The sequence below is a fragment of the Oleiphilus sp. HI0125 genome (assembly GCF_001635355.1).
In genome coordinates this window covers 25,932-38,700 of record NZ_LWGF01000625.1, presented here as the reverse complement: position 1 = coordinate 38,700, position 12,769 = coordinate 25,932, and the positions used below count along the sequence as shown (strand labels likewise).

The 12,769-nt window shown below is 43.7% G+C and carries 11 protein-coding genes; 3 read left to right on the top strand and 8 right to left on the bottom strand.

Annotation, left to right across the window (positions count from 1 at the left end):
• Positions 1 to 400, bottom strand: a 400-nt coding sequence (locus tag A3762_RS08190; protein WP_197469147.1) for a hypothetical protein, incomplete at its 3' end; no start/stop codon positions are given.
• Between the two features lie 273 nt (positions 401 to 673).
• Positions 674 to 1,654, bottom strand: coding sequence for a rhodanese-related sulfurtransferase (locus A3762_RS08180; RefSeq protein ID WP_068754884.1), 981 nt, complete (start codon positions 1,652 to 1,654; stop codon positions 674 to 676).
• Between the two features lie 606 nt (positions 1,655 to 2,260).
• Here A3762_RS08180 and A3762_RS08175 point away from each other — a divergent pair.
• From A3762_RS08175 to galU, 3 genes are all read left to right on the top strand, one after another.
• Positions 2,261 to 4,399, top strand: coding sequence for an adenosylcobalamin-dependent ribonucleoside-diphosphate reductase (locus tag A3762_RS08175; RefSeq protein ID WP_068754883.1), 2,139 nt, complete (start codon positions 2,261 to 2,263; stop codon positions 4,397 to 4,399).
• Between the two features lie 49 nt (positions 4,400 to 4,448).
• A complete protein-coding gene (locus tag A3762_RS08170) occupies positions 4,449 to 5,153 on the top strand; it encodes an NrdJb (protein ID WP_068754881.1) in 705 nt (234 codons plus the stop codon).
• A gap of 201 nt (positions 5,154 to 5,354) precedes the next feature.
• Positions 5,355 to 6,188, top strand: a complete 834-nt coding sequence (galU, locus tag A3762_RS08165; protein ID WP_068754879.1) for a UTP--glucose-1-phosphate uridylyltransferase GalU — start codon at positions 5,355 to 5,357, stop codon at positions 6,186 to 6,188.
• A 49-nt stretch (positions 6,189 to 6,237) separates the two neighbouring features.
• On the opposite strand, the gene A3762_RS08160 is transcribed toward galU, so the two are convergent.
• The 6 genes from A3762_RS08160 to A3762_RS26400 all read right to left on the bottom strand — a co-directional run bounded on the left by A3762_RS08160 (position 6,238) and on the right by A3762_RS26400 (position 12,749).
• The gene (locus A3762_RS08160; RefSeq protein WP_068754877.1) at positions 6,238 to 6,648 is read right to left on the bottom strand and encodes a helix-turn-helix domain-containing protein; all 411 of its coding nucleotides are present in this window, start codon (positions 6,646 to 6,648) and stop codon (positions 6,238 to 6,240) included.
• A 90-nt stretch (positions 6,649 to 6,738) separates the two neighbouring features.
• Positions 6,739 to 8,532: a sugar phosphorylase gene (locus tag A3762_RS08155; protein ID WP_068754875.1), complete on the bottom strand. Its 1,794-nt coding sequence runs from the start codon at positions 8,530 to 8,532 to the stop codon at positions 6,739 to 6,741.
• Positions 8,533 to 8,547: 15 nt separating this feature from the next.
• On the bottom strand, positions 8,548 to 9,771 hold the full coding sequence (locus tag A3762_RS08150) for a glycosyl transferase (RefSeq protein WP_068754873.1): 1,224 nt from the start codon (positions 9,769 to 9,771) through the stop codon (positions 8,548 to 8,550).
• A 38-nt stretch (positions 9,772 to 9,809) separates the two neighbouring features.
• Complete coding sequence (locus tag A3762_RS08145) at positions 9,810 to 10,655, bottom strand: mannosyl-3-phosphoglycerate phosphatase (protein ID WP_068754871.1); 846 nt, start codon at positions 10,653 to 10,655, stop codon at positions 9,810 to 9,812.
• The gene (locus tag A3762_RS08140; RefSeq protein ID WP_082869018.1) at positions 10,643 to 11,560 is read right to left on the bottom strand and encodes a zeta toxin family protein; all 918 of its coding nucleotides are present in this window, start codon (positions 11,558 to 11,560) and stop codon (positions 10,643 to 10,645) included. The genes A3762_RS08145 and A3762_RS08140 overlap by 13 nt, the downstream gene beginning before the upstream one ends.
• 199 nt (positions 11,561 to 11,759) lie before the next feature.
• Entirely contained in the window at positions 11,760 to 12,749 is a 990-nt protein-coding gene (locus A3762_RS26400) for an AgmX/PglI C-terminal domain-containing protein (RefSeq protein ID WP_068754867.1), read from the bottom strand.
• Between the last annotated feature and the right edge of the window lie 20 nt (positions 12,750 to 12,769).

Here is a 12,769-nt window from a genome sequence, read left to right as displayed (position 1 = left end):
CTTTCTTCTCAGCTTCTTTCTTCTCAGCTTCTTTCTTCTCAGCTTCTTTCTTCTCAGCTTCTTTCTTCTCAGCTTCTTTCTTCTCAGCTTCTTTCTTCTCAGCTTCTTTCTTCTCAGCTTCCTTCTTCTCAGCTTCCTTCTTCTCAGCTTCCTTCTTCTCAGCTTCTTTCTTCTCAGCTTCCTTCTTCTCGGCTTCCTTCTTCTCGGCTTCCTTCTTCTCGGCCTCTTTCTTGTCCGACTTCGGTTCATCTTTCTTAAGCTGAACAGTTACAGATTTGTCCTGCACTTCTTCCGTAAAATCGACAGGATTATAGATAAGATAGGTCGCAACGGAGCTATGCAGCAACAAGCTTCCGATGAAAGTAAGGCTGTATCGTTTACGGTATCCTTTTGGTAGCATCCGTCTAATTCTTATTTGCTGCTTTGATTTATTGTTCGCGAGGAAAACTATGGGAGACGTTGTTCAGTTTAAAAGACCTTCGCTCAAAGAGAAGCATAAAGGAAAAAGCCTTTGTAAGCATGGCTTTCACAAATGGGTGATCGAAAAAGAGAACCAGTTTGACGTTAAGCAAGGGAGGCTTGTCACAGTTATGCGCTGTGCGAGATGCCAAGAGAAAAAGATTGAGTTGAAGTAGCGCAAACGACACCGTTCACGCTACTTTTATCAGATGTATTACTGCGCTTCTTGCTGCGCTTTAATCGCCGCAATTTTCCTATCACGATTTTGAGCAATAGCTTCAGTTGCTTCACTACCAATATGGCCTTGGCCACGTGCGCGCGCTAAGTCAATCTGTTTTTGACGTTCTTCGAATCGTTTGATCTGGCTAGGCGTGTGTTTGCCAAAACACTTAGGACAACTCACACCTTTTTTGTAGTGTTCGTGTTCCATATCTTCGGCAGTAATTGGAAGTCGACATGCGTGGCATTGATCATAGGCGCTTTTGTTTAGATCATGATCAACAGCAACACGATTATCAAACACAAAGCAATCGCCTTCCCACATCGTATCTTCTTTAGGGACTTCTTCCAGATATTTAAGGATGCCACCCTCTAGATGATAAACCTCATCAAAGCCCTTTTCTTTTAGGAAAGCTGTCGATTTTTCGCAACGAATGCCGCCCGTACAGAACATAGCGACTTTTTTATGCTTAGCAGGATCTAAATGTTCATCAACATAAGCTGGGAATTCTCTAAAGGTATCAGTTTTGGGGTTTACGGCACCCTCAAACGTACCAATCTCATACTCATAGTCATTACGCGTATCAATTAACACAACTTCAGGATTAGAAATAAGCGCATTCCAGTCTTTAGGTTTGACGTATGTGCCAACAACTTTTTTAGGATCGATACCCTCTACTCCCATCGTGACAATTTCTTTTTTAAGTTTCACCTTGGTGCGGTAAAACGGTTGAGATTCATCAAACGAAAGCTTGTAATCAATATCTGCAAACTCGGGAATAGCTTTCAACCAAGTTAATAAGGTTTCAATGGATGCTTCGGTGCCAGATACCGTGCCGTTGATTCCCTCGCTTGCTAGCAATAATGTACCGCGTACATCGTTTTCTAGCATTTTATCTAGTAAGGGCTGGCGAAGTTCTTTGTAGTTTGGCAAGTCGACGAATCGATACATTGCACATACGGTGATGTTAGACATATAGATGTTCCTGTGTTCAGCGACCAGAACGTAAAACTGGCGCGTTTAATAAGAGCGGCGCATTATAACGGCATATTGTGCAATTGGTAGTCAGCGAGCACCAAGCTCGCCATTCACAACAAACACTCATACACTATATATGGTTATAAAAGGCTAGCCACCCCTACTACTTTTTAATCCAATTTGGTGCAAGGCAGTGCCCACTCAACGTCTAAGCCGCACCAAAATAAGCCCTACAAAAAGTCAATAAATATTTAAGGTTTTTTCATCAAAAAAGACACAAGAGAATCTTCACATACCACTATATGCTGTTATACTTCTCCGCAATTACTCTACATATAGTAAACAAACAATTCATAACACTATATATAGGGATACATCTTCTATCCCGTAATTAGGCGTAACTAAACGAATAGCTGTACCTTTGAACCCTCGTAATCGCTTAGTTGTCTTGGCTTTAAAGGTTATACGTGAGCAGAAAGAGAACATTTCTGCCACCACTAAATATAGGGGTTGCTCAGGTTAGGCAGCCAATAAAACATTTTAATGTGATAGCTCACTTAAGGAAGAGTGTCTGTCATTTAGAACGTCCACGAGGTTTCATAAATGAACGCTAAGGTCGAACCCCTCATTTCTCCACTCCCGATGCAAGATGCGTCGGTAGACATTTGGCACACTAAATACCAGCTGAAAACAAAGTCTGGCGAAGCTGTTGATAAAACAATCGCTGAAACTTATGAACGTGTGGCCCGTGCTCTATCTTCTGTAGAATCAGAGGAAAAGCGCGAGCAGGTATATGCAGATTTTAAATGGGCATTAGAGACTGGCGTCATTCCCGCAGGCCGCATTATGTCGAATGCAGGCGCTGGCGAACATAAGCCTGCAACTTCCACCATTAACTGTACCGTTTCAGGCACAGTCTATGACTCAATGGACGATATCCTACTTAAAAACCACGAGGCAGGCTTAACACTAAAAGCCGGCTGTGGCATCGGATATGAGTTTTCTACTTTACGCCCTAAAGGTGCGTATGTTGCTGGTGCAGGTGCGACCACCTCTGGCCCATTGTCGTTCATGGATATCTTCGACAAGATGTGTTTTACAGTATCATCAGCAGGTGGTCGACGTGGCGCACAAATGGCGACTTTCGATGTACACCATCCTGATGTTTTGGACTTCATTAAAGCTAAACGTGAAGATGGTCGTCTTCGTCAATTCAACTTGTCACTATTAATCACTGAAGACTTCATTAAAGCAGTAAAAGACGATGCTGACTGGAGACTTTCTTTCCCAGTTACAGCAGAAGAAGTTGCTGAAGAGAATCTAGACCTTACTGACACTGAGCAGTTTGTATTCCGTTCATTCCCTGTTAAATCTGGGTACGTCGCAAACCAAGAAGGTTTAATCGGTTGTCGTGTTTATAACACTGTTAAAGCGCGTACGATTTGGGATTCTATTATGAATTCTACTTACGATTTTGCTGAGCCAGGTTTCATCCTGATCGACAAAGTTAATGAGATGAATAACAACTGGTTCTGTGAAAACATTCGCGCAACAAACCCTTGTGGCGAACAACCATTGCCACCTTATGGTAGCTGCTTGCTTGGTTCTGTCAATCTAACGTCTTTCGTTGAAAAGCCATTCACTGACAAGGCTTCATTTAACTTCAAGAAGTACCGTAAGGCAGTTGCTATCTTCACGCGTATGCTCGACAACGTTGTTGAGATAAATGGCCTGCCTTTAATGGGGCAACGCAACGAGATTAACTTTAAGCGTCGCCATGGCATGGGCATTTTGGGTCTTGGTTCCACATTAACCATGATGAAAATGCCATACGGTTCGCCAGAGTCTGTTGAGTTCACTGAGAAAGTGAACCGCGAAATGGCTCTTGAAGGCTGGAGACAAGGTCTTGAACTAAGTAAAGAGAAAGGTCCAGCGCCAATCATGGAAGAAGAGTTCGCAGTGACTGCCGAAATACTACGCGAACGCCCAGAGCTAAGCGCAGACGGTTACTCCTTAGGCGATACCGTGAAAGGTAAAGTTCTTCACGCAAAATATAGCCGTTACATGCAACGTATTGCTGATTACGAGCCAGAATTAGTCGATCAGCTTGCGGAGCAAGGTGCACGTTTTACACACCATACTTCAATTGCACCGACGGGAACTATTTCTTTGTCTCTTGCTAACAACGCAAGTAACGGTATCGAGCCAAGCTTTGCTCACCACTACTCCCGCAACATTATTCGCGAGGGTAAGAAGACCAAAGAAAAAGTGGATGTTTATTCATTCGAATTACTTGCTTACAGAAATCAGGTCAATCCAGAAGCAATGCCATTTAGTGATAACCCCGACAACGCATTGCCTGATTATTTCATCGCGGCAGATGAAGTAACGCCAAAGCAGCATGTCGATATTCAAGCGGCAGCACAGAAGTGGGTAGATTCTTCGATCTCTAAAACGGCGAACGTTCCTACAGAGTTCCCATATGAAGAATTTAAAGATATTTACATGTACGCCTATGAGCAGGGCTTAAAAGGCTGTACAACATTCCGTTTTAATCCTGAAGCATTCCAGGGCGTTTTGGTGAAAGAGCAAGATCTCGAGAACACCTTGTACGAATTTACATTGGATGACGGAACAACCGTAAAAGTGAAAGGCAACGAAGAGATTGAATACGACGGTGAAATCCACACCGCTGCGAATCTATTCGACGCACTAAAAGAAGGCACCTACGGTAAATACTGATCAAGATTCGCCCGCTTATAGCGAGTGAATAAGAAAAAGGAATATGACAATGGCAATTAAAATCGAGAAAAAAATCGTAGGCTATCAAGTTCATACCGACGCATCGGCAGCCATTAAAGAGGCCGAAGTCGAGCAACAGCCTAAGCCGATTGAGATGAATGAGAAAATCGAACGTCCTGATTTTCTTTTAGGCTCTACGTACAAGGTAAAAACACCTGTAGATGAGCACGCGCTTTACATCACGATCAACGACATCATTTTGAATGAAGATACGGATCATGAAGTGCGCCGCCCATATGAAGTGTTCATCAACTCTAAGTCGATGGAACACTTCCAATGGGTTATCGCCTTAACGCGCGTTATTTCAGCCGTTTTCCGTAAAGGTGGTGACATTACATTCTTGGTGGAAGAGTTATCTTCTGTGTACGACCCGAATGGTGGTTACTACAAGAAAGGCGGCGTGTTCATGCCATCGCTTGTTGCTGAGATTGGCGCTGTGATTGAAAAGCACATGAAGTGCATCGGTCTTATCGAATCGGAAGAACTGAGTGATACGACGAAGCAAATTCTAGCTGAAAAACGTGCTGAGTTTGAGCAAGCAGCTAAAGCTAATACCGCAGAAAGCTCTGCTAAAGAAGAGCCAAGCCCATTCCCAGATACAGCACAGCTATGTAAGAAGTGCAATACAAAGGCTGTGATTATCATGGACGGTTGTGCAACCTGCCTAAACTGCGGCGACAGTAAGTGCGGCTAATCACCAACTAGCGGTCATTACAAAAGGCTTACTTTAGGTAAGCCTTTTTTCTTTCTAAATTTCGACAACAATACTCAAATTGTAAAAATCAACGCTTATATAAAAGCATGGGTTGTGGCATATTTGTGGCCGAACTTTTGCTTCAAATAAGGTCATTCAATATCTATAACTAGACCTTGTATATTTAGGACAACAACGACAATGATCAAAAACTGCTTATTCCCTGTTGCGGGTTATGGCACACGCTTTCTACCAGCGACAAAAGCAATGCCAAAAGAAATGCTTCCTCTTGTTAACAAACCACTCGTGCAATACGGTGTTGAGGAAGCGCAGGAAGCCGGTATGGATAACTTTGGTTTCGTAACAGGTCGCGGCAAACGCGCAATTGCAGACCATTTCGACATTAGCTATGAGCTAGAGCATCAAATTCAGGGCTCAGGAAAGGAAGCAATGCTTTCTGATATTCGAGGGCTTATCGAGAACAATACTTTCTCGTTTACACGTCAGCACCATATGAAAGGCCTTGGCCATGCGATTTTGTCAGGTAAGCCATTGGTTGGCGATAATCCTTTCGCAGTGTTGCTTGCAGATGACCTTTGTGTCGGCGATGCACCAGGAAACGGTGTACTAAAACAGATGTCTGAGCTGTATAACCAGTTCCGTTGTAGCATCGTTGCAATTCAAGAAGTGCCAGCAGATCAAACTCACAAATACGGCGTCATCGCAGGCGAATCAATGAAAGATGGCTTGTATCGCATTACTGACATGGTTGAGAAACCAGCACCAGAAGATGCACCAAGCAACCTCGCTATTATTGGCCGCTACATTCTTACGCCGGACATTTTCGACATTATCGAACAAACACCTCCAGGTAAAAACGGAGAGGTTCAGATTACCGATGCTCTGATGACACAAGCTAAGAAAGGCTGTGTACTCGCTTATAAATTCAAAGGTCAGCGCTTCGATTGCGGCAGTGTAGATGGATTTGTAAAGGCTACGAACTACGTGTACGAAAACGTATATACGCCGGACTAAGGTAAGTTATCGCTATAAACAAAAGGCAGCCAATTGGCTGCCTTTTTTGTTATAAGCCCATGAGTTGAAGTATTAACTCTTGGTTTTGAGGGTCGCTTTTTCGAAAGCGTTTTATCAACGCCAACTCTTGCTGTTTGGGAAGAGCGTCATCCAAGTGTTTATCTAACTCATTCAATGAATCACTTAGGTCTGAAAATTCAGATTCATCAATGCCGGGCAAATCGAGTTGTGGAAATTGGTGCGCGCTTGGAACATCTAAAAAGTACTCTAAGGATGCGCCTGTTTTAAAACAAATATCGAGTAGGTTCTCTAAACTCGGGAACACCTGAGCATTTGAATCTTCCCATGCCTTTACGACTGACTCATCAACCGAGCATAGATTCGCAATATCAGACAAGCTCAGCTTATGTGTTTCACGGAAGAACCGTAGCTGCTTACTAAAACTCTGTAGATACTTCATGGATTCGCACTTTAAAATAACTATTCTTATAACTATAGCAGTGCCATCAAATCTTGCACTAAGCAGCTAATTTATATAGAAAAATAAGCCTTAACTATTTTGGTTGCTAATCCATAAGGCATCGTAGGGACGCATATTTACAACACCGTCGATATCAGTAATCACAGTACCTGAGAGCAAATCGACCCAACTATCAAACTCCGTAATATTCAATTCGCTTAAATGAATGTCTTGCTCTGTATCTGAGATGTTATAGATACAGAATATATTTTGGCGTCGATCCGTACTTTGCCTCCAGTAACCGAAAATTGACTCCCCTAAATGCAAGGTAAACTGCGTTGCGTTCGGATGGAAAGCCGCTTGTTTGGTTCTAATCTCAAGCATCTTTGAAATTTGATGATATATCTTCGAATGTGTGCTCGATTCATTGGCCAATTCTGACTCAAGCTCACTCAATTCCCATCGATGACGATTAATCGAACGATTGTGCTTGGTATGTTCTAGTTTCTGATAATCGTTTCGAGTACCTACCAGACTATGGATATAAATCCCCGGAATCCCTTCTAAGCCCAACATTAATGCATGCGCACAAACAAAACGTTTCACACCCCACTTGTCAGGCCCTTTCGTTGTACCTTGCAATGCATCAAACAAAGAGATGTTCACTTCATAGGGCTTATTCTGATTATTCTCCAACGCCCGCATAGAGACCCTACCACCAAAGCCTAACATGGTACTTACAAAAGTATTGATCTCAGTATCGGATAACAAACCCTCAGCAGGACGAAGTCCAATACCATCGTGCGAGGCAATAAAGTTAAAGTATGCGGTACCGTTCTGGGCAGGCGGCATGCTCATCATCCATTGCTTAAGATAATGACTAGACCCAGTAATTAAGGTGTTCACGAGCAAAGGTGGCAATGAGAAGTTGTAGACACAATGCGCTTCGTTCGCGTTTCCGAAATACGAAAGGTTTTCTCTATTAGGAATGTTCGTTTCCGTGATAATGACTGCGTCATGGCACTTATGCTCGATCAAAGTCCTGAGCAAACGAACGATTTCGTGGGTTTCAGGCAAATTAAGCGAAGATGTTGCCGCCTTCTTCCAAAGAAAAGCGATCGCATCGAAACGGAATATGCGAATCCCTTGATCTAAATAGAAGTTAAGTATTTTCGCAAACTCGATTAAAACCTTAGGGTTTCGAAAATCAAAATCGATTTGATCATGACTAAACGTACACCAGATATATTTTGTTCCGTCTGCCGTTTCTTGTTCTTTAAGCAACGACGATGTTCTAGGTCGAACAACTTGAGAATGGTCCAGCGCAGGATCGCTCGTAAAGAAGTAGTCATTCCCTTCGCCCTGTCCCTTTATGAAATTACCATACCATTGGCTTCGAGCCGAACAGTGATTGATGACCACATCGGCCATAAGGCGATAACGTTGAGATAACGACTGCACATGCCCCCAATCCCCAAGCGAATCATTTACTTCGACATAGTTAATAACCGAGAAACCGTCATCAGAACTGTAAGGATAAAATGGAAGTATATGTACGGAATTGAATGTATCTTTGCAGTACTTATCTAAAAAATAGCCCAAACTCTCGAGCGGCTTCTGCTTATGTGAAGCAAGCACCGAAGCTCCTTCTGACACGCTATCCCCATAGGTTATGAGGATGGCATCTTTTTCGCTCCAATGATTGGTGTACGGTTTTGGTGATGTTTCCGCTCCCAAAAACGCACCCTGCCCATCAACCAGATTCATTGTTTGCAAGAGAGATCGCTTTAACGCGTCAATATCAGTGCCCGACAACAAGGGGCCATAAATGAACTCGAGCTGATCACTGAGTTTTGCATCAAGTTTCTGCAAGACATCATTCATATTCGAACCTTACTTCTATAAACCAAATTCTTCGTTGTCCTTCTCAACCGCATCCTTGAGTCGTTCAAGCACATCTGGCATAGCACTAATTACCCGGTTCCAACTCGCGATAAAGGGGCGCTCCATCGGGTTATCTAAAAAGTGCTGTCCTGCCTTCATAATATTTGAGGCAAACATCTCGACTGCTTTTTCCTCTTGGTGAACGTCCAACTTAAGACCATTCATCATCGCGTCATTGTAGTAGGTTTCAATAAAATCAAGCGCAATCCGGTAATACGTCGCTTTCAAGGAGCGTATCGTCTCTGTTGTAAATGTTTCGCCTTGCGTCGCGAGTTTTCTGAAGAGTGCCTTGGTTATGTCGATAGACATTTTTGACAAGCCGCCAGTTTCATCGTGTAAAGACAGATCCTGATGCTTATGGTCGTATATGTGTGCGATATCAACTTGGCAAAGACGGTTGTGCGCATAGTTGCGGTACATCTCTGAAAGCACCCCAATCTCTAAGCCCCAATCACTTGGAATTCGAATATCTTTTAAGACATCGATACGGAACGAAAACTCACCGGCTAATGGATAACGGAAGCTATCCATGTATTCTAAGTAATCACGATATCCAATAACGCTTTTGAAAGATCGTAATAATGGTGTCACTAACAATCGACTGACACGTCCGTTCATTTTTCCGTTAGCGACTCGAGAATAGTAGCCCTTACAGAACTCATAATTGTAATGCGGATTGGCAACTGGGTAGATTAAGCGCGCTAAAAGTTCTTTATCATAGGTGACGATATCACAGTCATGCAGGGCAACCGATTCTGATCGGTTCGACGCTAGGGTATAGCCCATGCAATACCATACATTTCTGCCCTTACCTGCTTCTTTAGGCGCAACACCGAGGGCCTGCAGCTCGTCGTCGAGTTGACGTAATCGCGGTCCATCGTTCCAAAGCACGCGATGGCGTTGTGGCAATTTTGAGAAAAAACCTAAAGCGTATTTATACTGATCAAGGCTAGCGCGATCCAGACCAATCACAATTTCACCGATGTACTTCACCTCGCTAAGTAAATCGATAATTTTGGGTAGCGCATCCCCTTCTAACTCAGAAAATAGAGATGGCAAGATCAGTCCCATCGGACGTTTTGTTGCAAAATCTTCCAGCTCCCTCTCGAGGTCTTTATACGATCGACAGCTTAGATTATGTAACGTTGTTATGATGCCATTTTGATAAAAGTCAGCCATTTTTTACTCGCTTAAACTCTGTGTCCGCTGGTTATTATTTACAATGAGGGCTCACCTAGATCTAAGTCTAAAAAGCTACTCAAACTTTCAGCCCAACCTTTAGGCCCTGCACTTGCACTTCTGATTTCATTAATGTCTGACGAAAGCATCAGCGTCGGTTTATTAGGATTCTTGATTACGATTGCCTGATCAGCGGCTTCTAACATGTCTATGTCGTTGTCACTGTCACCGAGCGCAATGACTCTGAAAGGTGTGTTTTCGTTGTTGCAAATATATTGCTGTTTTAGCCAAACTAAAGCCTTTCCTTTGTCATATCCGTTTGTGATATGTAGAAACCGCCCACCCTCTAGAATTCTATAGCCAAGCCCTTCTACTTCTTTGCGAAGTTGACTCTTTTGGGCATCTGACCCCTGCCATAAAATAGGATCAGAATATTCTCTTTGATTCGCTAACGCAGCCTGATCTAGACTCAGCCCGGTTACTTCCGCAATTCGTTTGTCTCCGAGCATCCCAAACGTCATACAGCAATCTTGAAGCTCACGTGAAAGCTTGCTCATCAGCTCTTGATGCTGCTTTCTTCGGAGGCCAAAAGCCTTGCACCAAAATTCATCGCAATCTAGGAGGGAGTCGTGATTAAACTCAAATTGAGATTTAGGAATGAAAACGGCCGCGCCGTTCTCTACAACAAACGGAGTGTTTAATTCCAGCGAAGCTCTCAAGCTCATCACTTCAGCACGCGTCTTACTTGTAACAGGGATAATATTAGCGTTGCGCTCGCGAAGCACCGTGATTGCGCCTTGCGCAGCTTTGTAACTATACGTTTCGTGGTCTAGTAAGGTGCCATCTAAATCCGTAAAGATTAAGATGTCGTTTAATGGCCGCATAATTCAAATCCTTTTTTAGCGACTTCTCCCTGTACGCACATGTGTTGGACATGCCTGTCGCCCCCAAGCTCCCAAACGATGTCGGCTCGGGTAGAAAATGTATCTAACAAACGCTCAGTCAGACGTTCATAATGTGCAATGAAACGCTTCAAACTTTTCTCATCAAGAATTCCATCAGCAGCATCTTCTGGCTTGAGCGTGTCTATTAATTTCTTCTCTTGTTGTAGTCGCCATTCGTAAACAGAAGCAAAAGACGGCGCTTTTAAAAAACACCACAGATCAAAAAAGCGATACAGCGGCTCATAACTTTGACGCAATGCACGATTAACTTCTAAACGCCATATCCGTTCAGGATCTTCAATTTCCTCTAGCGCGTTACATGGTGCATCTAGTAAGGCTTCATCAACGGCTTCAACGCCCCAACACCAGCCTTCAAAAATTACAAAATCTGGGTTAGTTGCAACGACGATTTCGTTTTCAGCAGGAACTACATCGTCGGTCGCCTTATTAAACGCTGGCAGTTTGATTTCCCCTGTATTTTCTCGAAGGGCTTCAAGAACTTCCCGAATCCTAGATACGTCGTGTGTACATGGTACACCGCGCGTTGCAAACAGAGGATGGACACTTAAAGCAAGATGCTTACGATCCAGTTTTCCAAGATAAAAATCGTCGAGTGACAAACTAACGACTTTCGCACCCTGCTCCTTTAATGAATTGGCAAAATACTTACAAAGGGTTGATTTACCTGACCCTTGGCAACCAACTAACCCAATAAACACAGGTTCTTTCATGGGCGCCCGATAGCGTAGCAAAGCATCTACAACGGGATCGAAGTATCGCGAGGCTGTGTTTCTAAAACTGTTTGGCAGACGCTCTTCTTCTAAGAATTTATCTATCACTTGCACGATGATCTCGATCCGTTCACTTGTTGCGTATCACGTATCGTAACTAGTGCATGATGCATACCAAATGGTCTTTGATGCGCCAAAGCGTTTAAGCGTAGGGTCTCATGGAAAGCGACCTGACAGTTAAGCGAACTAAAATTGCGCATCAGGTAGTAACGACATACCGCGCGCACCATTATGAGGCAAAATTAACGTTGATTTAGCTAGGCTGGAAATTAAATGGTAGAACGTGCACCAACTCTGGTGCGTTTGATGGCCCGAAATTAGTCAGCTTCATTCGCGCAACCAGTTTGGCGACGAGTTTTGGGTCACCGAGGGTGTCTTCAAGCACCTCGACAGAAGAAACTAATCCAGAAGACAAAATAGTTATTTTAAGTGTCAACGCGCCTTCTAGGAATGGGTCGTCTCTCAGTGCCCGGTTGTACAATAAATTGAATGTTGAGCGAACACCCTCTACAACGAGTTGCACCTCAGCCATATCTCGCGTCTTTCCTGCATTTTTCTCCGCGAGTGCGAGGGCTTTTTCTTCTTCACGTACTTGCAGCGTTGAATATTCTTGATCGTCCAATGTTGCTTGGCGTGTATCGATTTGTTGTTCCGACTGAGCTGTTGCGTTCGAGGTTTTGCTCAATACAGACTGATCCGGTGAACCGATACTTAATGGCCCTGACTCGGCTTTTACTTGCTTCGCTGAAGAAGAGAAGCCTGATGCGGCGACCGAACTCGATAGTGCTGCCATTTGGCTTTGCATAGCAAGCAAACCACTATTACTTGCGACTTCTCGTGCCTGTTTTATTTGTTCCGCGGTGCTCTTCTGGGTTTGCACTCGTTTTTTGGGTTGCGCTTTAATCGATTCCTTAGGCTTCTGCTTAGGAACAGGCCTCGGCTCAAGTTTAGGTTTTGGCTTCGCTACCGGCTTAGGTTTTACTTCAGCCTTCGGTTTAGGTAATTCCTTTTTAGGTACAGGCTTTGGCGCAACTTTTGGCTTTTCGTTCTTTACGAAACGAGCCAATTGAGGCGGCAAGCGCTCGAGACTCTCTCTATCAGGTTCAGGCACTTCATAATTATCAATAAACCAGGCAGCAGCGATTAAAAGCACTGACCCAAGCATGAGCGCAACAGAGAAGGCGCGCTGCTCTGAATGCGACTGCGACCATGGTAAATTATGATGAGCGACTACTAAAGACATCTGAAAGTACTTTCTATGCT